This window comes from Vibrio ziniensis (genome assembly GCF_011064285.1).
Taxonomy (GTDB): domain Bacteria; phylum Pseudomonadota; class Gammaproteobacteria; order Enterobacterales; family Vibrionaceae; genus Vibrio; species Vibrio ziniensis.
Genome location: NZ_CP049331.1, coordinates 969,044 through 989,804 on the forward strand (window position 1 = coordinate 969,044; position 20,761 = coordinate 989,804).

The following is a 20,761-nucleotide window of genomic DNA, read 5'->3' on the forward strand; positions in this document are numbered from 1 at the left end:
TAGCGTTCAGAAATGAATAGAACTTTCATATATTAATGCCAACCTGAAATACTAATCACTGTAATATCAATGTTTGTGTTGTTTATATTTTATCCAGAATGGTATAACTAAGATATATCGCGTTAAGGTATACGTATTCGGATTGAATAATAAGCAATTTTCGGAATATATTAGTTTCTGAAATATTCATGGAGATAAGAAATGTCTTATTTCTACGATTCATTATTACAGCTATGTCCCAAATGAATACTAATCTATAAAATTCATAGAACAGTGATTGAACACTGATAAGCGAACCTTTCGAACCGAGGTGCGGTGTGGATTTATGGACGAATAGATACCGCTGAATCATCCATGGCTCAGAGGGTTTGCTTATCGACGCCCATTCACTGTTCAGGAAGCTTTCCAGAATGGTATTAAATTATTTGCAAATAAAAATCCCGACTTTTAGTCGGGATTCGTATTTGTCAAAGTAGGGCTAATTATAGTCAGCAGTGTGTTAGTCTAATGTGCTATCTCACGCGTAAACCATGGAGAGCGTGCATCAGTCATGTCGTATAGGCTGTATTTACGACTTAGCATTTGTCCGCCGTCTCTTTGTATTGGTAGCCATGAAATAGTTGCTCTTTCTTGACTTGGACGTATGGTCATCAGATCCAAAGGAATTGAAACATAGAATCCTTTAGTAAAGCTTCCTTCGCCATATTCCTCTGCAGACAGATTTGTTTTTGTAGCAAAGGCACCGGCAATTACACCACTTGAGAATTGTTTCGATACATCTATAGTCATGCCTATGTCATCGGTAAGATAACGACCTGCACTTAGCTTTAACAGAGTGTTGTCAAACTTATCCCATAACTGAGGTTGCCAATACAAAGTGGCATGCCCAGTAACGGTTCCGTCTTGAATACTATAGTAGCGGTCTGTTTCGCTATCGTAGTGTCGTTCATCTTTATATAAACCAAGAACTGTATCTGGATCGCGTTGTTTGACGTAATTGGCATCAATACCGATTGCCCATCGAGAATTAAGTGGGCGATATAATAATTCTGAGCCGGCCCCGGCAAACATAGTTTCTAAATAACCACCATAAAACTGCGTATACAAATTGCTACTAAATTTATCAAAGTAAGTCAGTTGCAGATTACTTATACGTGCGACTTGATCATAATACTGACGGGATAGAGTTCTAACACGTTTTAAGTCTGTGCCATCAGGTGGTACTGTATATTTAAATTTATCGTAGTTGTCATCCAAATTTAAATATAGGCTACTAGATAGGATCCAATTATCGCCAGCCTGGTAGCTAATGTTTCCTGAAATCCCAATCGCATATAAATAGAAATCTTCAGAGCCACCAATCGATTGTTGCAATGAAGGTGCGATACCGTATTTTAGGCGAGATCTTGCATCGACTCTTTGTTTGCCTACTAGTGGACGAGGATTCCCTACGCTTACAACATCTTTGATCGAAGCGTTAGGGTATTCGTGATTAGCAACTTTTTGGAAATCTTCTGCATTAATGAGTGTTTCTGTTAGCGGTTGGTACTTCTTGGCTTCAATAAAACGATACTCTTGTGATTGAAGTCCCGTGTTAGCGATAAGAGTCGCAGCCCTTAAATTTCCTTCGTTTCTCTCTCGATATTTTGTTTGTTCACCGACAACGGTGATTACCTGATTATTCTGGTAAACGGTGATATCAGAATAGCCGGCAACTTCGGACAAATCTTTTGTTAACTGGTGCCATTCTTTATCAGATAAGTCATCTTTGTTGTTAGTTTGTTGGTAGGTTGGCGCTGGTGTATCTATCCATATAGGGCGTAAGTTGCTTAGATTTGTCCCCATGGTTAGGCCTGCGTATAAAGTATTACCGCGTTCATAACTGATACGAATATCAGCCCAGTCAGTGAGCGCATATACTGCACCAATATTCCAAGGTGTAGATACCGGCATGGACTCGCCCCCTCTTGTTACGGGGAAGTCACTACGGTAGTCATTGCCATCGTACTCTAGCTTTAGTCTGAGTGGCTTGTAGGGGGTTTGATACTCAACGCCGCCAAAAAGAGATACGCATCCTGTAAACATACGGCTGACATCAAATGAGCCACCGTTGCCTTTGTAGCCCGTATTACGGTTACAGTCATTAGATGCCGACTTATCGCCACTAAGATTAGCGCTATTCCCTAAATAACCCCATGCTAGCCCAAGAGTAAAATCAAACGATGATACACTCTTGCTTGCTACGAGATATTCACTGTCAAATAAACCAGTACCACCAAAGTCTTGGAATCCAACAGACACTTCAGGTAACCAATAGCTCTCTTGTAATAAGCGCAATTTTGCATCAATAGATTTGTCAGTGTACTTAGTATCACCACTAAAACTTTCGTCACTGCTGTAGAGAAGGGCGTTAACTTGCGTATATCTAATATTGGTCTGTAACCAAGGGAACAGCTGTAAGGACGCGTTGTAATGCGTGTAATCATCGTTATAACCAAAGCCAAAACGAAATTCTCCCTCTTGTGCCATTCTTGCACTAGGCATTTGCAGCAATCCGATGCCACCAAAATCGCTTTGAGAGTGCTTCAGCGTTGGGTAACTAAATTCATCAGCCTTACTGATTGTTGAAAAACATAATGGAGTCAATACCAGTGAAGGTAAAAGAAACAGGTAACATGGTTTTTTCATAGCGGAATACGGTTTCGTAATAACTCAACCACTTGGTGATTGGTATTTATTTTTAGATGCTCCGAATCAGCGCGAGGAATATCTACGTAGATAATGGCACCTGGCGCTATATCTTTGAAATTTTCGTTCCAGTAAGCAATTTGATGAGTTTCAACTTTGCCATCAGGTTGTATAACGGTAACTTCCGATAAAAAAGGAGTGATAGGAAGTGCCTGTTCTATGTAACTTTTTGTACTTGTTCTACTTTCCCAAGGGAAAGTCCCAGAATTTTTAATGGCTCCATATATGTAAATAACGGAAGGAGTGCTGGGTAGGTGTAATTGCCATTCACCCTCTATTTGAGGGTTTAGACTTGCAGTGAGAACGGTGATGTCTGGATCAACAGGTATAAATACCCGTTTTGCGAAATGCATACTGCTTAACTGATGAGCCAATTTACCCCATGAACTTGCCATTATAGGGTCGGTGTGAGTTTGCTCTACACTGAGAGCATCGAAAACTTGAGATTCGACGTCAAGCGTTTGAGACATGTTGAACAAGGTACTGTTCATCCAGTTTACGTTGACCGTATTGATTGATGCTTTATCTAAGACTGCCGTGACGGCAGTATCAAGGCGGACTGTACTATCAAAAGTCAAAAGCATTGGCTCGTGGTTTTGCACTGATACTTGTAATTTAGTTGCAGAGACCGCTGGTAAAGAGATGCATGTTAGACTACTTATCGCTAGGCAAATTGAAAGAATGTGTCTACTCATTTATAACCCTTCCTGACTACCAAATGGTTTAGCTACCGAAAGTGACAAGGTATGTAGTTTAGGAGCTATGTGTTGCTTTGTTGAAATAACTTCACCACTGGTAGGAGATAGCCAATATTCGTTGTGGTAAGTGCTGCTTAAGGCTGGGATGGTAATCGTTTCAACAAAATAAAGTAATGAGAGCGTTTGGCCATTTGGCAGCAACTTTAGTTGCTCGCCTCGTGCCTCGAATGACGAATGAGCTTGATAATTAATATGGTAGCCAGGTTGCCAACTAATTAAAAAATCCCATTGCTTTGGTGTTGACACGTGATGTAAACCAATTGACAACGGATCAGTTTGTGTAGAACTTATAGCCAATAAGTTACCTTGGGCTAAATTTACGGTTTTAACTAAACGCCCGTTTTGCGTAACAAGCATTTCTTTATCAGATGAAATCCATTTTAGATATGAAGGTTGGTTGGCCGTTGATTCTTCTATGGCACCTAAAATTAACAAAGAAGAAGGAAAATCATCCAACTTGGCCAAAATGCTAGCGTAAGGAATCTGGTCAGCTTTATCAGACAGCTCAACATCGCTTGGTAATGAAAAATATTCTACGACGCTGTCTGTTGCCTGTTTGATGTTGTTACTGCAACCAGTTAAAACGGAAATAGCTGTAAAAACGGTGATAAAGGTTCGCTGTAGAAGCATTATGCCTATTCTTATAGAAATTATATCAGTTATAAAAAAACAACCGTCGAAACGGCTGTTTTAATTAACAAATTAAATTAGTTAGCAGCAGCTGTAACTGTTGTTGCTGTGGATTCGCTTGAGTTAGCTACAGCACCAACTGAAACTACAGCAAACCCAGCCATAGAACCAAGAACTACTGTAGCACTCATACCGCCAACACCAGCTGCGCCAGCACTAGCTACACCTGCAGCCGCCGCACCACTCGCAGGAGCACCAGCAGCACCAGCAGCACCTACTGCTGCAGCATTAGCTGCACCGCTGATTACTAGAGCTGTAGTTAATGCAATGATTTGCTTTTTCATCGTCTTCTCCATGAAGAATTTTTTAAATATATCGATACATATAAAAGGAACATATGCCCTAGCAAGGTTATAACAGTTCGATATAAGAAGTAAACCTTAGTGTGAGCTGTAAAGTTAAAATAATTAGGTGCTTCTAATCTTGGTAAACTTCAACGCTGATTGGTCACTTATGGACTTTACAACGACACCTATAGGATCTAAGCGTATTTTGTATACTGTGGTGTTTGATGATCTCTCATTGATTATAAAGGTGGTTTTTCAATGGGTTAAATAGCATGCCTTTCTGTTAGTGTCCTGTAGCGTCGTACAAATAAGTGAATGAAATAAAAAAGTAGCTAAGTTTATTTCTATTATTTTAGTAAACGATATTTAAATATGGTTTATAAGGTGTTAAATAGAAGGTTATATTGTTTTGTAGGTTTATTCTTTCATTTGAAAGGGCTTATGCTTATGTAATTTAATGGCTTTATTGATATTATTTAAAAATATAATTATTAACATTGTAAATTGCTTTTAAATAATTTTAATGAATGATTTTTATATGTTTTTCTTGAATAAACTAATCATACTGTTTGGCTTAAGTTAGGTTTATGCTTTTTATTGTTCGTGTGAAAAAAATTATATTATTTGTGTTGCTAATTCTTTTTGTTCCTTTAAACGCAACTGCTTTCAATGGTAGTAAAGCGTTTGAAGAACATAAGATGGTGATGCTTTTGATCGAGCCTGAGAGCGGAACCATAGTAAAAGCAAATTCTGCTGCTGAAGAGTTTTATGGTTATTCTATTTCAGACTTTGAGTCGATGAAGATTCAAGATATTAACACTCTGAGTCCGCAAGCTATTCATGCAGAGATGCGTTTGGCCAAAAAGGAAAAGCGGAACTATTTTATTTTTCAGCATCGGACTAAAAGTGGTGATCTAAAAACAGTTGAAGTGTCTTCTATCCCTTTAGTTTATCAAGGTAGTACAGTTCTCTATTCTATCATTCGTGATATTTCAGGATACCGAGCCGCTCAAGAGGGGCTTTGGCATTATCAACATCGGCTTGATGATATGGTAAAAGAGCAATCATCTCAGCTAACAGCGACTCATCAACGCCAATTACTAATTTTTACAGCATTATCAATAGTATTAGCTTTGGCGTTGGCAGCTCTATTTAGACTACTGATAAACCAGCGCAATACCAAAGCACAGCTAGAAGATGAGAAGAAACGTCTTTCTGATGTGATTTGGGCTGCCAACATCGGCACATGGGAATGGGATTTAAGCAGTGACCGTCTAACTCTGAATGATTTCGCTTATGCGATGGTGGGATACGAAAGGTGGGCTGATTTCCCAGTTAAGAGAGCCAGTTTGCAACCTATTTGTCATCCGGATGACTGGATTATTGCTCAACAAAATATGGTGGCGAAATTGGAAGGAAAAGCGAGCTTCTTTCAAACAGAGATTAGGGTGAGGCATCGACTCGGTCATTGGGTATGGATTTTAGTCCGAGGCCGAATCATCAAGCGAGCATATAGTACTCGTAAGCCTTTGGCGGTTGCTGGCACCTATCAAGATATTACACTGCAGAAAGAGCTCAACTCTCAGTTATACCTCTATGCCAACACCGATCAGCTCGCAGAGATCCCGAACCGACGATCGTTTCATAATCAGCTTGATCAAATGGAAGACGCAGAGCATCACTATGGCTTGTTTTATATGGATTTAAACAAGTTTAAAAATGTGAACGATAAATATGGTCACGCTGCAGGCGATCTTGTCATCAAAAATGTAGGTCAGCGACTTAAAGGTGTTATTCGTAGTTCAGATAACATTTATCGGCTTGGTGGCGACGAGTTCGCAGTAATAGTAAAGGGGCTAAAGTCTCGCGCAGATGCCTCTGTCATTGCTAATAAGTTTGTTAAGACCTTATCTGAACCACATGTATTAGAAGGGATGCGAAATAAGAACGTTATCGTTCCACCGAGTATCGGTGTTGCTTTTTACCCTGATAACGGGCTCGATGCAGAGTCTTTAATCCAAAGAGCTGACCAAATGATGTATTTGGCGAAACGTAACTATCCTGAGGGTGGTTATGAAATTTTTGGAGAGCAGTTAGCCATCGCCTAAAAGAAAACGGTGAATGTAATAAACCAATCACCGTTATTGATTAACCTCATTCCCCGCTTAAAAATTGATAGTAGAAGCGTCTGTTCTAGTTCTTTTTCTCCGATTCGACTGGAACTACCCGTTTGTCTGGGTCTGCCAGTTCACTTCCACAATGCTTACAAAACAAAGCGTCTGATTCGTGTCCTGATAGCGAGCAATTAGGGCACTTAACCAGTGCTCTGTGCGCGTTCATCTCTTGATGAAGCTCTGCGGTGATAATACCCGTAGGCACAGCAAGTATCGAATAACCTAAAAGCATGGTTAGCGCAGCTACACCTTTACCTAAGGTGGTTTGCGGTACGACATCGCCATAGCCAACGGTTGTGATGGTCACTATCGCCCAATAGATGCTTTGTGGAATACTGGTAAATCCGTGTTCTGGACCTTCAATAACATAGATAAAGGAGCCTAAAATCGTCACCAATATCGCTACTGTGCTGAAGAAAATGATGATTTTTCGACGAGCGCCTAATAGTGATCTAAGCAGCATATTCGAATCCTGAAGGTAACGAACTAACTTCAGGATACGGAAAATACGCATGACTCGAAGTGCTCGGATGACACCCATAAACGATGCTGATGGGAACAAGATAACGAGATAGGTTGGAAGTATTGCTACGAGATCGATGACCCCATAAAAACTTTTTGCGTAAGCAGAAGGCTTTGGAGAGCAGTAGAGTCGGGTGAGATATTCAATGGTGAACAGTGCAGTAAAACCGTATTCGATGAGCCTAAGCTCATTGCTCCATTGGGCACTAATGCTAGGTATTGAACCTAATACGAGAATCGTCAATGAGGTAAATATGGCGATGATTAGGGCGATGTCGAAAATTTTTCCAGCTTTGGTGTGAGTACCAAAGATGATGACATAAAGCTGATGTTTTAAATTTTCATTTGAGAGAGACATGATAGAGCGACCTAGTGTTTTTATCGCTCTATCATAGCCTTATGCGTGAGTTTACGCTAATCCAGGGAATAGGCTGCGTAAGCCATTGGTAATAAATTCGATGCCTAGAGCGCCAAGGATCAACCCCATAATACGAGTGATCACGTTGATACCTGTTTGACCTAGCAATTTCACAATATAGGGTGCTGAGCGGAACAGTAACCATGAGCATAACGCGAAGAAAGCGATAGTTACGACAATACCCGTGGTATCCATTAACCCTGGGTAACGAGAGCCGTATACTATGGTCGAGCTAATTGCACCGGGGCCGGCCATAAGAGGCATTGCCAGTGGAACCACGCCAATTTGTTCGCGGCTTATGTATTCTGATTTCTCTTGTTTGTTTTGCTTATCTTCACCCAACTTACCACTCATCATCGAAAAAGCGATGCTCATAAGCAGTAAACCACCTGCCACACGGAATGAGTCTAGAGAAATGCTGAACATGTCTAGCAGCATTTGCCCGCCTAAAAGCGCGGTGATCAGAATGATAGCGACAGCAATATTCGCTGTAGCAGCGGTCTTGTTTTTTTCTTCCGGCGTCATATGTCCAGTGAGTGAAACAAACACCGGCATGATCCCTACAGGGTTAACTGCAGCAACTAACCCCAGAAAGAACTGGAGAAAAATAGCGATTTCGAACGACATGTCAGGTTCTCTTATTTTTCATAGGATTGAAATGGATTGCGCGTAATCTAAGGTAAAGATAGCAAAATCACGAATGAAAAAATTTGCTGTTTTCTCACGCTTATACGTGAGAAAAACTAATTATGGTCGATAATTGAAAATTAGTTGTTTCAAATATGTGTTTATAAATGAGCTGGTTGATGGGTTTTATTAACATTTCCATATGTTTGATAAAAAAATGCTCATCTACTGGAGAGTAAAAGTGAAATGGATATACTATGAGTAGCACATGAAAACTTGTCTACATGTAGTAATGTTGTACGAAAATGAAACTTTTTTACACGATGTTGTATTTTTTTTAGTTTTTTAGTTCGAATGCGGTATTTTTAATCAGTTGGCTTTTGTAAGTATTATTTAATAAATACAATTGGTTAGATGGTATCTCCCAAGGTTTCTACCTATAAAGGGATAATTAGTTTTTCAGAACTGATCTGAGTCAATTTTTTTCACGCAGTGAAATATTATACTCAGCCATGAAAGCAATTTACTAAGTTCGTTGATACTAAGCCTTTGAAGTTGTACCAAAAACACACATGCAACATGCTTAATAAAGAGTTTTTTATATTTTTATATTTTTATTTTAGGAGATCCACTATGCCTGTAACTAATCTGGCTGAACTAGATGCTCTAGTAGCTCGCGTTAAAGCGGCTCAAGCTGAGTTTGCTACTTACTCTCAAGAGCAAGTAGACAAAATCTTCCGAGCAGCTTCTCTAGCCGCTAACCAAGCTCGTATCCCTCTAGCGCAACAAGCGGTAGCGGAATCTGGCATGGGTATTGTTGAAGATAAAGTAATCAAGAACCACTTTGCTTCTGAGTACATCTACAACAAGTACAAAGATGAGAAAACGTGTGGCGTGCTGGAAGAAGACGACAGCATGGGCACAATGACGATCGCAGAGCCTGTAGGTATCATCTGTGGTATCGTTCCAACCACTAACCCAACTTCAACTGCAATCTTCAAATCTTTAATCTCTTTGAAGACTCGTAACGGTATCATCTTCTCACCACACCCACGTGCTAAGAATTCAACTAACGATGCAGCTAAACTAGTTTTAGATGCAGCAGTAGCAGCTGGCGCACCAAAAGACATCATCGGTTGGATTGACCAACCATCTGTAGAGCTTTCAAACGCTCTTATGAAACATGAAGGGATTGCACTTATCCTTGCTACTGGTGGTCCAGGCATGGTTAAAGCAGCATACTCTTCAGGTAAACCAGCAATCGGTGTAGGTGCAGGTAACGTTCCAGTTGTTATCGACGAAACAGCAGACATCAAACGTGCAGTAGCATCTGTACTGATGTCTAAAACTTTCGATAACGGCGTAGTATGTGCTTCTGAACAGGCTGTAATCGTTCATAAAGACGTTTACGAAGAAGTTAAAGAGCGTTTTGCTTCTCATAAAGCACACGTACTAAGCAAAGCTGACGCTGACAAAGTACGTAAAACAATTCTTATCGATGGTGCGCTTAACGCGAAAATCGTTGGTCAACCTGCTGCAGCTATCGCAGAAATGGCTGGTGTTAAAGTTCCAGCTGATACTAAAGTTCTTATCGGTGAAGGTTTGGGCAAAGTTTCTTACGACGACGAGTTCGCACACGAGAAACTATCTCCATGTCTAGGTATGTTTAAAGCAGATAGCTTTGAAGACGCTGTTGCACAAGCAGTAACAATGGTTGAAATCGGTGGTATCGGTCACACGTCTGGTCTTTACACTAACCAAGACGTAAACGCAGATCGTATTCGTTACTTCGGTGACAAAATGAAGACTGCACGTATCCTAATCAACATTCCGACTACTCACGGTGGTATCGGTGACCTTTACAACTTCAACGTTGCACCTTCTTTAACGTTGGGTTGTGGTTCATGGGGTGGTAACTCTATCTCTGAAAACGTGGGTCCAAAACACCTAATCAACAAGAAAATTGTTGCTAAGCGAGCTGAAAACATGTTGTGGCACAAACTACCTAAGTCAATCTACTTCCGTCGTGGTAGCCTTCCAATCGCTCTTAGCGACCTTGAAGGTAAAAAACGCGCATTCCTTGTAACTGACCGTTTCCTATTCAATAACGGTTACGCTGACGAAGTAGTTCAACTTCTTAAAGCTCAAGGCATGGAAGTTCAAACATTCTTTGACGTAGAAGCGGATCCAACTCTATCTGTTGTAGAGAAAGGTGCTGCACAAATGGCTAGCTACCAACCAGACGTGATTCTAGCTCTAGGTGGTGGTTCACCAATGGATGCTGCGAAGATCATGTGGGTAATGTACGAGCACCCAGAAACTCACTTTGAAGAACTAGCTATGCGCTTTATGGACATCCGTAAACGTATCTATAAGTTCCCTAAAATGGGTCAAAAAGCTGAGTTGGTATGTATTACTACTACTTCAGGTACTGGTTCAGAAGTTACTCCATTCGCGGTTGTTACTGACGACAAGACTGGCGCTAAATACCCACTAGCTGACTACGAACTAACTCCTAACATGGCTATCGTTGATGCGAACCTTGTTATGAACATGCCTAAGTCTCTAACAGCGTTTGGTGGTTACGATGCAGTGACTCACGCTCTTGAAGCATACGTATCTGTTCTTGCGAACGAATACTCTGATGGTCAAGCTCTTCAAGCACTTAAGATGCTAAAAGAGTACCTACCATCAAGCTACAAGAATGGTGCAAACGACCCAATCGCTCGTGAAAAAGTACACAACGCAGCAACTATCGCTGGTGTAGCATTTGCGAACGCATTCTTGGGTGTATGTCACTCAATGGCTCACAAGATTGGTGCTGAGTTCCACTTACCACACGGTCTTGCTAACGCCCTGCTTATCTCTAACGTTGTACGTTACAACGCGAACGATAACCCAACTAAGCAAACTGCTTTCTCTCAATACGACCGTCCACAAGCACGTCGTCGTTATGCAGAAGTTGCAGAGCATTTGGGTCTAGTTCAACCTGGTGACCGTACTGCTCAGAAGATTGAACGTCTACTAGCGTGGATGGATGAGCTTAAGAAAGATCTTGATATTCCAATGTCTATCCAAGCTGCGGGTGTAAACGAAGCTGACTTCCTAGCGAAAGTGGATGAACTAGCGGTAGATGCGTTTGATGACCAATGTACAGGTGCAAACCCACGTTACCCACTAATCACTGAGCTGAAAGAAGTACTTGTCTCTTCTTACTATGGTAAAGCTTTCGTTGAAGGTGAAACTTTTGAAGGTACTACTGTAATCAAGAAGAAAGCAGACCAGGTAGCACCTAAAGCAGATAAAAAAGTTAAAGCGTAATATGAGATAGTTTTTCGCTAGCACGATAACTATATCTATAATGGAAGGCCCCACTTATGTGGGGCTTTTTCTTTATGGAATAAATTTAAGTTATAGATGGTTTTTTATTATTACTACAAAAAATTGCTTAGTGCTGTAAGTCTGGTTGTATATGTATAAGGCGTGATTGTTTAATTTAATATATTGTTTTTAAAGAAATTGTGTATAACTCATAGTCTATATATGTGGATATTAATATGGTTAATTGGTTAAACAATTAATTTATTAATGATATGCCTTTTAGTGTTTTATTTAAGTGGTTTATGTATTTTTATTCCCTGTTTATATGGTTTTTATTGCATTATCAAATTTAATTGTGATCTAGAAACGCAATTTCAAAAAAAACGATACTGCAAATCAGATAGCTAGCACACTTTTGGTTTATTCAAGTTTACAGTCACAGTTACCATGGATATTTTCTTTTTAAATAAATTAACTAGTTATATAGCTGTTAATACAATTAAGAGGAAAGCTGTATATGAAAAAAACATTTAAAACAAAGCTTACTTTACTCTCTTGCACGGTAGGTGGCTTGCTGTTTAACTATTCTGTGTTTGCTGCACAGAACGACGGTTTAGTGGGTTATGCCACATTAAATGGTGGTACAACTGGTGGTGAAGGTGGTGAAGTTGTTTACGCTACGACTGGTACTCAAATTAATGAGGCTATGTGTAATCGAGCGGCAAAAGATACTCCAATCATTATTTATGTTACGGGTACGATCAATCACGATAATACAACGAAGGTAACTGGTAACTGTAATACAACGGATAGTGAAATTGAAATTAAGGGCGTGAGTAATATTTCAATTATCGGTACAGAAGATGGCGCTATTTTTGATGAAATTGGTATTCACCTACGTGATACATCAAACATTATTATCCGCAATATCCATGTCCGTAACGTTAAAAAATCAGGTTCACCGATTTCTAATGGTGGGGATGCTATTGGTATGGAATCCGGCGTGAGCAATGTTTGGATTGACCATATGGAATTAGAAGCTTCTGGTGGTGAAAAAGACGGTTATGACTCGCTAATTGATATGAAAGCGGATACTAAATTTGTCACGGTTTCTTATAGCTATCTACATGATTCCGACCGTGGCGGTTTAATAGGTTCCGGTACGAGTGATACAGAAAATACGTATATAACTTTCCACCATAACCATTACGCTAATATGAATTCACGTCTACCGCTATTACGTTTTGGTACGGCTCATGCGTTTAATAATTACTATGATGGAATCACTAGTAGTGGTATGAACCCTCGACTTGGTGGTCAAATAAAAGCGGAAAATAACCACTTTAAAGATGCACAGAACCCTATTGGTACTTTTTATGATGATGTTATGGGGTACTGGGATGTATCAGGGAATATATTCGAAAATGTCACATGGGTTGCTAGTACTCAATCAGGAGGAAGCGCCTCTCATCCAGCAGGTCCTGACCCTGTATCAACAACCATAATCAATATTCCATATTTGTATGAGTTACACGATGCATCATGTGTTGCAGATGTAGTTTTGGCTCATGCTGGTGTTGGCAAAAATATGTCTTTTCCAACAGATAGTTCTTGTGGAAGTACAACCGCTGGTGATGACACTATTGATTTAGATCCAGGTACACCAATTGATGGTGGCAGTAGCTCAGAAGATAGTTCTTCTGTAGGTGTAAACCAATCTTTGATCACCGGTGCTGGTGCTGACAGTACTAGTAAGGGGTCAGGCGCTAGCAGTAGTAATGTAAAGGATGACAATATAAGTACGTATTGGTATCCGAATTTAGAGACTGATACTGCACCTAGTGTTTGGGTTAAATGGGGAAGTAACGTAACTCTAACTGCGGCAATTGTTAAGGAAGCTGAAGGATTCGAAGGTAATATAACTTCTTGGAATCTGATTAACCGTAAAACAGGTGATGTACTTGCAAGCGGTGATGCAAATGCTTTATTAGAGCCAATTGTTTTTGAAGAAGTAGCTTTGACTCAGATTGCTCTTGTAGTTACCGGATTTACAGGTACTCCTACCGTCGCTGAACTTCAAACATACACTACTTTAGAAAGTGATTCAGATTCATCTTCAGGTTCAGATAGTGACAACCTTTCGTTAAGAAGTGATGCACTAGTTGAAGTGTCAACAACTGGCGCCGGTAGTGCAAATGATAGTATCGATGAAGATTATGAAACTTATTGGTCTCCTAGCTCAACCGATGAAAATATAAGTTTATCTGTCAAATGGTCTAAATTGACGACTGTCGGTGCAATTACGGTATATGAATACCTAGGCAAGGAAGGATATGTTAATGGCTGGGAGCTAGTTGACAACAACACTTCAGCGATACTTGCGACAGGCACCTCCTTAGGTGAAGCGATTGAATTTGAACCAGTACAAACGTGTCGAATTAACTTAAATATTACGAGCACCACAGATACTCCAGCAGTTGCCGAATTTGAAAGTTATGCAGGTTTAGAAGAATAAATTTTTTATTAAGGCTCATTAAAATGAGCCTAATGATCCCAAATTTGGAGAGCATTCGAATGTTTAAGTTGAATAAAATCTTATCTTTGTCATTAGCATCAATTGCATTGTTGTTAACTGGTTGTGGTAGTGATGATGAAAGCGGTAATGCCAGTATTGATGATAACAACAGTAATGGTAACAGTACTTCGTTAGTGGCGTATTCTTCGCAATTGAGCGCAAGTAGTGAAGTGGCTTCATGTGCGCGTATTCTTATCCCGAAAGAGTCGGCTACAACGACCAGAGCTCTACGTATGTTAGAAGAACAAGGGTTGTTGCAGTTGGAAGATAACGGCGGTGAGTTGTCAGTACAGAATATTACTAGTAATCCATATTATTTAGATATTTTGATTTATGAACCAACTCAGATTGCAACGGTGATTTCTGATACAAACGTGGCTATTTTCGTAGTTGATCCGACAGTGATTAGTAGCACTATACCTGCGAATAAACTATTTGTTGAAGTTGAGGAAGATGCATAATAAAGCATTGTTAACATAGTTGTAAAAAACGCTCGAAGATTTCATCGAGCGTTTTTTATTTAGCTCGCTTACACTGAGTTCTATATATTTAGGGTGTTATTAAATAAATTCATAAATATTCTTTGGGTAAAAATTAGCTGAGCGTGATACCTAAGAAAATCAATAATATTCCCCATAGATGAAACATCTGAACAAATTCACCAAGGAATAATGCTGAAAGTATAGCGCCAAATACTGGGATTAAATGCACAGAAAGGCTGGCTTTCGCTGGGCCAAGTAATTTCACACATTGCATATAGAGCAAAAAAGCTCCGATAGATGGAAATATGCCGATATAAAGCAAGCTGAGAATAGAATGCGTGTTCCATATTGGAAAATGCCCCGAGCGTAATTCCCACAAATAGAATGGGAGCAACGCAAGAATCGCCAAAATCATTTGCACAGACATCAGACCGAGCTTATTGATAGTCTGGGGTAATTGCTTAAGACCTATGGTGTATATTGCCCAACAAATCATGGCTAAGAAAATAATAAAGTCACCATGATTGATATTTAGAGCGAGAAGGTTGTGCCAATCGCCTGCGCTGACAATAGTGAGAATGCCGCATAGGGACAAAGTAATTCCTAGACACAAGCGCCAAGTAATTGCGAGGCCGAAAAACAGAGATCCAAAGATACTAATCAAAATTGGTATAAAGGCATTCAATATGGTGCCATTGGTTGCAGGTGTTGATTGCAGTCCAAGGTAGACAAAAGAGTTGAACGCAGCAAAACCAGTAATTGATGTCACCAGTGTTAAACGCCAATGCTCGATATAGGACTTCCATTCCTTAAGAATATATTTATAAGAAAACGGCAACAGCAAGATGCTCGCCAATACCCAACGGCTAAACGAAAGGGTTACTGGTGGAATTTCATCGCGAACGGCTCGACCAACAATAAAGTTTCCGGCCCAGAAGAGTGGCGGTAACAAAAAGAAAAACAAAACTACAGCGCGCGACTCCGATAACTTTCGCACGCCAGTATGCAATCGACCTAACTCAAAAATAGCCATACACCTACACCCATCATTAGCGTTCCTGAAATACGATTCATTAGACGTACGTTTTGAGTTTTACCCAGTGCCCGTTTAAGACCTTTACCGCCTGTAGCGTACAGAGTCATACACACAAATTCAGACACAAGAATGATGGATACAAGGAAAAGCAGCTGCGGAGTTAGACTTATGGAATGGTCTATAAAAGGTGGCAGCAAAGAAATCATAAATGCCCAGCCTTTAGGGTTGGCAATGGCTGTAACAAAGCCTTGAGCGGTCAATCCCCAGTTGCTGCCTTTATATGAATCTTTATTATCAATATTTAATGCAAGTTTGCCTTTCGATAACCACATTTGCACACCGAGATAGAACAGGTAACAAGCACCAATCGATTTAAATACCGTAAATAACCAAGGGTATGTAAGCATGATGGCTGCAATACCCACAACAGCGGAAACCGCAACGACAGCAACGCCGACTAATTCTCCCACCATCATCCAAAGTGTGCGTTTGTAACCAATGGTCATACCCAATGTAAGCGCAAGTGTCATACACATACCAGGGGTGATAGAAACAAAGAAAAAAGTAGGAATAAACATTCCTAACAGCGCGGTATTCATAGAGATATCCATATCTTGGGAGTAGGGGAGTTACAATAAGCGTAGAGCTAGCGGCAATCAATATTTGTTTGATGTAGTTCGCAGAAAAATGGGGTTAAAGTTAAATGTAATCAAAACGCACATGACGAACTGTGCGTTTTGAACTTTCCACTAGCGGTGGCTATTCTCTAAGATTTTACTTGAGTAAATCCACCATACAAATCCATCCGTCGATGGCGCAAGTTGGTGACAGAGCCTTCAGTATTGAGCTGTTTCAGTTTATCCAAATCAACGTCAGCAAAGATGATCATCTCAGTGTTTGGACTTGCTTCAGCTATGGTTGCATCGTGAGGAAAGTACACATCTGAAGGCGAGAACACTGCAGATTGTGCATATTGAATATCGACGTTGTCCACGCGAGGTAAGTTGCCCACACTACCGCCGATAGCAACGTAACATTCATTCTCAATTGCTCGCGCTTGTGAACAGAGTCGAACCCGTTGATAACCATTTTTGGTATCAGTCCAAAACGGCACAAAGATAATTTGCACGTCCTTCTCTGCCATCATTCTGCCCAACTCGGGGAACTCGCTGTCATAGCAAATTAGAATACCAACACGCCCTGCATCCGTTTCAAATACCTGAATTTTGTCACCTCCATCAATGACCCAGTCACGTTTCTCATGTGGAGTGATATGTATCTTATGCTGTTCATCAATGGTTCCATCTCGATGAAGCAAGTAGGCAACGTTGTAGAGAACACCATCCTCCATCACAGGCATACTTCCAGCGATGATGTTGATGTTGTAAGTGACGGCCAATTCTGAGAAACGAAGTTTGATTTCTTCGCTGAATGAAGCAAGAAAGCGAATTGCCTCAACAGTGTTTTGATCATTTTTCAATCCCATCAGAGGGGCGTTGAAAAACTCAGGGAAGAGAGCAAAATCCGCTTTGTAGTTGGATAGTGAATCCACAAAGAATTCCGCTTGATCCATTAGGTCATCGACGCTGGTTACAGCGCGCATTTGCCATTGCACAATACCGATTCTTACCAGTGTCTTCTCAATATCGTGGATGGAGATAATGTCATCTTCATAGAAGAAATTATCCCATTCTAACAACGTGGCATAACCGCGTGAACTGTCATCTTCTGGTAGGTAATGACGCATGATTCGTTTGACGTCAAAATCGTTGGAGATCTGGAAAGACAATATAGGGTCGTGTATTTCGCGGCGTTTGATTTTTTCAATGTACTCTGTCACTGGCATGCTGTTGGCGTATGTGCTATATCCCGGAATTCGCCCGCCAGCAAGAATCGCTTTTAAGTTAGTACTCCGGCATAGCTCTTTGCGAGCCGCATAGAGACGTCTTCCTAAGCGCAAACCGCGGTAATCAGGATGCACAAACACGTCAAGCCCATATAGAGCATCACCGTTGGCCTTGTGTTGAATGACGTTGTTTTCATTTACGATGTCTGTATAGACATGAGGGAGAGAGAAGCGGTTGTAATCGACTTTAATGGTAAGAGCGGCACCAATGATTTTGCCGTCGTCCTCGATACAAATTTGTCCATCAGGAAACTGGTGAATCAAATCCATAATTGTCATGCGTGGCCAAGCACCACCTACATCATGAAAAACTAAATCCATTAACTCTGCTAATTCTGGATAGTCGCTTTTTTCAATTACGCGCAGCGTTAGGCGCGGCGTTGGATTTCTCATTCATCCTTGTCCTTCTATTGCTGTCCTTTTTTCATACTGGACAATTTGTAGGTTCAATTCAAGGGTTGAATGGTTTGCATGCTTTTATCACCTTTATGATTAATGTGCTCTTTGTGCTTATTTTATGAATTGCAGAAGGTGTGTAACTTACGTTGTAACAAAAATTTAATTTGTCTAGATATTGCTCAATCTGCAAATTTTCATCATATTGTCATTACATTGTCATATTTATCCAGGAGAGCATTATGCATGTAGAAATGATTCAACCAAGTTTGTTGGGTGTTATTGGTCGCACGCTAGTGTTTTCCCTAGTAGCGTTAATCAGCGTTGTTGCTTTGATTTAGTAGCCAAAAGCAAGTATGACTAAGAGCCCCACACTGTTGGGGCTTTTTTACATCTCCAATTTATAACCTAGTATTTAACTCAGGTATTTGCTAACGTTCTAACAAATAAATTTGCTCAACTGATCCTTGTGAGAAATGTTATGTCATTTTGGGATACCGTCACGTTGACTACTCGTTTTAGCGAGTTGCCTAAATCGTTCTATACACCTATTGCTCCTCAACCTCTGCTTAATACGCGATGGGTTACCTGGAATAGTGACTTAGCAAAGCAGTATGGATTTCCCATTGAACCAACAGATGAACTGCTGCAGGCATTTTCGGGCATGGATGTTCCAGAACAGTTTGCTCCTCTTGCAATGAAATATGCAGGTCATCAATTTGGGGTTTATAACCCAGATCTGGGTGATGGTAGAGGATTGTTGTTGGCCGAAATTGCGACTAAAAACGGTGAAGTTGCTGATATCCACCTCAAAGGTGCAGGTTTAACACCTTATTCTCGAATGGGCGACGGACGAGCTGTGTTACGTTCATCTGTCCGTGAATATCTTTGTAGTGAAGCGATGGCCGGGTTGGGAATCGCAACGACTCGAGCGCTAGGTCTGATGAGCAGCGACACGCCAGTTTATCGAGAAAAACAAGAGTTCGGCGCGTTATTGATTCGTATGGCAGATACCCATGTCCGCTTTGGTCATTTCGAACATTTCTTTTACACCAATCAATTAGCAGAACAAAAACTTTTGGCTGACAAAGTGATTGAGTGGTATTTCCCTGAGTGTGCTGAGCAAGAAAAGCCTTATGTGATGATGTTTAATCAAATCGTGGACAGAACCGCTTTGATGATTGCGCAGTGGCAAGGGGTAGGTTTTGCTCACGGAGTTATGAACACCGATAACATGTCGATTCTCGGGCAGACATTTGACTATGGCCCTTTCGGCTTTTTAGATGATTACCAGCCTGAATTTATTTGTAACCATTCAGACTATCAGGGGCGTTACGCTTTTGACCAACAACCGCGCATCGCGTTATGGAATCTGTCCGCTCTAGCGCACTCACTTTCAGCGCTGATTGAAAGAGACGATTTGGAACAAGCGTTGAATCAGTACGAAGTACAGCTGAATGGCTACTTCAGTGAATTAATGCGTAAGAAGCTCGGACTGTTAACTCGTTTACCTGACGATGGAATTATTTTCGATGCCATGTTTGAACTTTTAGCGACAAACAAGGTGGATTACACCCGATTCTTTCGTCAACTTTCCATGCTGGATACGCAAGAGTCTCAAGGTGTGGTCGATCTGTTTATCGACAGAGTACAAGCTGCTCAATGGTTAGATATCTATTTATCGCGCTGTAATAGTGAGTTAGATGATCAAGGTAAGGTTGTTAGAGCTGCACAACGTTGTGAAAAAATGCGTCAGGTAAACCCTAAATACATTTTGAGAAACTATTTGGCACAAATCGCAATTGATAGGGCGGAAGAAGGGGATTTTTCAGAATTGCATCGTTTAGCTGAGTTGCTGAAAAAGCCTTATGATGAGCAACCGCACAACGAACATTATGCGAAATTGCCACCAGAATGGGGCAAAAAGTTAGAGATAAGTTGCTCTTCGTGAGAACGTTTACAGTAATTTGAATTCATTATGTGATCTATATCCATAATGAATTCAAGTTTTGGTGAAATAAGCGTAATCAAGAATGAGCTACGGTTATAGAATCTATTCACTATTAGTTACATACGGAATACGGAACAAGCATGCTGGAAGACACTCGCATCCTCGTCGTTGATGATGATAAAGAAATATGTGAGCTACTAGATGAGTATCTCAGTAAGTCGGGATTTAACGTTGCTGCAGTGGGTGATGGAGTGGAGCTTCAGTCTCACTTAGACGCTAACGGTTATCCTGACCTTATCTTGCTCGATGTGATGTTGCCAGGTGATGATGGCTTTGATCTCTGCCAGAAGATTCGCCGTGATTCTAATGTTCCTATCATTATGCTGACTGCGGTCTCTGATGAAACCGATCAAATCATCGGTTTGGAAATTGGAGCCGATGATTACATCGCTAAGCCTTTTAGCCCAAGGCAACTGGTGGCTCGGATTAAAGCCGTGTTACGCAGATTTAATGCCAATGAAGAAAAAGGTGAAGAAGTTTTGCCTAAACACGTGGTGTTTGGTGAGTGGCGCTTAGACACAACGTCTCATCGTATTGTTCATGTTCAAAACCATGAAGAGCATGATCTTTCCGGCAGTGATTTCGCGCTGCTGATGCTATTTTTAACCAATCCAAATGAAGTGATTGATAGAGATACTATCTCTATGGCAACTCGAGGGCGAGAAGCTTTGCCTTATGAGCGAGGTATTGATGTTCAATTGAGCCGGTTGAGACAGCGTTTGGGTAGCAGTGAACAATTCCCTCACTACATCAAAACCATGCGAGGTAACGGTTATAAGTTAGCGACTCCCGTTGAGTATGAGCATTAAT

Annotated in this window: 15 protein-coding genes; 6 read left to right on the forward strand and 9 right to left on the reverse strand. The window is 40.7% G+C overall.

From position 1 onward, the window contains the following. Nucleotides 1–504: 504 nt before the first annotated feature. The 4 genes from G5S32_RS04395 to G5S32_RS04410 form a co-directional block, all read right to left on the reverse strand. Nucleotides 505–2,688, reverse strand: coding sequence for a YjbH domain-containing protein (locus tag G5S32_RS04395; RefSeq protein WP_165310706.1), 2,184 nt, complete (start codon nt 2,686–2,688; stop codon nt 505–507). Continuing rightward, nucleotides 2,685–3,443, reverse strand: coding sequence for a capsule biosynthesis GfcC family protein (locus G5S32_RS04400; protein WP_165310708.1), 759 nt, complete (start codon nt 3,441–3,443; stop codon nt 2,685–2,687). Before G5S32_RS04400 ends, G5S32_RS04395 begins: the two co-directional genes overlap by 4 nt. Beyond that, nucleotides 3,444–4,136 carry a YjbF family lipoprotein gene (locus G5S32_RS04405; RefSeq protein WP_165310709.1) on the reverse strand — a complete coding sequence of 231 codons (693 nt, stop codon included), beginning with the start codon at nt 4,134–4,136 and terminating at the stop codon, nt 3,444–3,446. Nucleotides 4,137–4,213: 77 nt separating this feature from the next. Further along, nucleotides 4,214–4,480: a hypothetical protein gene (locus G5S32_RS04410; protein WP_165309910.1), complete on the reverse strand. Its 267-nt coding sequence runs from the start codon at nt 4,478–4,480 to the stop codon at nt 4,214–4,216. Nucleotides 4,481–5,070: 590 nt separating this feature from the next. On the opposite strand from G5S32_RS04410, the gene G5S32_RS04415 reads away from it, so the two are divergent. Continuing rightward, the gene (locus tag G5S32_RS04415) at nt 5,071–6,591 is read left to right on the forward strand and encodes a diguanylate cyclase domain-containing protein (RefSeq protein WP_165310717.1); all 1,521 of its coding nucleotides are present in this window, start codon (nt 5,071–5,073) and stop codon (nt 6,589–6,591) included. An 85-nt stretch (nt 6,592–6,676) separates the two neighbouring features. On the opposite strand, the gene G5S32_RS04420 is transcribed toward G5S32_RS04415, so the two are convergent. Further along, nucleotides 6,677–7,537, reverse strand: coding sequence for an ion transporter (locus G5S32_RS04420; RefSeq protein WP_165310719.1), 861 nt, complete (start codon nt 7,535–7,537; stop codon nt 6,677–6,679). Nucleotides 7,538–7,588: 51 nt separating this feature from the next. Next, on the reverse strand, nt 7,589–8,224 hold the full coding sequence (locus tag G5S32_RS04425; protein WP_165310721.1) for a YchE family NAAT transporter: 636 nt from the start codon (nt 8,222–8,224) through the stop codon (nt 7,589–7,591). Nucleotides 8,225–8,857: 633 nt separating this feature from the next. On the opposite strand from G5S32_RS04425, the gene adhE reads away from it, so the two are divergent. The 3 genes from adhE to G5S32_RS04440 all read left to right on the forward strand — a co-directional run bounded on the left by adhE (nt 8,858) and on the right by G5S32_RS04440 (nt 14,581). Further along, on the forward strand, nt 8,858–11,545 hold the full coding sequence (gene adhE, locus G5S32_RS04430; RefSeq protein ID WP_165310723.1) for a bifunctional acetaldehyde-CoA/alcohol dehydrogenase: 2,688 nt from the start codon (nt 8,858–8,860) through the stop codon (nt 11,543–11,545). Between the two features lie 517 nt (nt 11,546–12,062). Further along, on the forward strand, nt 12,063–14,060 hold the full coding sequence (locus tag G5S32_RS04435) for a pectate lyase family protein (protein WP_165310725.1): 1,998 nt from the start codon (nt 12,063–12,065) through the stop codon (nt 14,058–14,060). A gap of 59 nt (nt 14,061–14,119) precedes the next feature. After that, complete coding sequence (locus G5S32_RS04440) at nt 14,120–14,581, forward strand: MetQ/NlpA family ABC transporter substrate-binding protein (RefSeq protein ID WP_165310727.1); 462 nt, start codon at nt 14,120–14,122, stop codon at nt 14,579–14,581. Nucleotides 14,582–14,714: 133 nt separating this feature from the next. On the opposite strand, the gene G5S32_RS04445 is transcribed toward G5S32_RS04440, so the two are convergent. The 3 genes from G5S32_RS04445 to G5S32_RS04455 form a co-directional block, all read right to left on the reverse strand. Then, the gene (locus tag G5S32_RS04445) at nt 14,715–15,635 is read right to left on the reverse strand and encodes a DMT family transporter (RefSeq protein ID WP_165310729.1); all 921 of its coding nucleotides are present in this window, start codon (nt 15,633–15,635) and stop codon (nt 14,715–14,717) included. Beyond that, nucleotides 15,617–16,237 (reverse strand): LysE family translocator, encoded by a 621-nt coding sequence (locus tag G5S32_RS04450; protein WP_165310731.1) that lies wholly within the window; start codon nt 16,235–16,237, stop codon nt 15,617–15,619. The genes G5S32_RS04445 and G5S32_RS04450 overlap by 19 nt, the downstream gene beginning before the upstream one ends. Before the next feature lie 167 nt (nt 16,238–16,404). Then, nucleotides 16,405–17,937, reverse strand: a complete 1,533-nt coding sequence (locus tag G5S32_RS04455) for a bifunctional GNAT family N-acetyltransferase/carbon-nitrogen hydrolase family protein (RefSeq protein ID WP_165310733.1) — start codon at nt 17,935–17,937, stop codon at nt 16,405–16,407. Between the two features lie 484 nt (nt 17,938–18,421). Between G5S32_RS04455 and G5S32_RS04460 the strand changes: the two genes are divergently transcribed. Both G5S32_RS04460 and G5S32_RS04465 read left to right on the forward strand, forming a co-directional pair. Next, nucleotides 18,422–19,891 carry a protein adenylyltransferase SelO gene (locus G5S32_RS04460; RefSeq protein WP_165310735.1) on the forward strand — a complete coding sequence of 490 codons (1,470 nt, stop codon included), beginning with the start codon at nt 18,422–18,424 and terminating at the stop codon, nt 19,889–19,891. Nucleotides 19,892–20,031: 140 nt separating this feature from the next. Then, entirely contained in the window at nt 20,032–20,760 is a 729-nt protein-coding gene (locus G5S32_RS04465; RefSeq protein ID WP_165310737.1) for a response regulator, read from the forward strand. Nucleotide 20,761 lies beyond the last annotated feature (1 nt).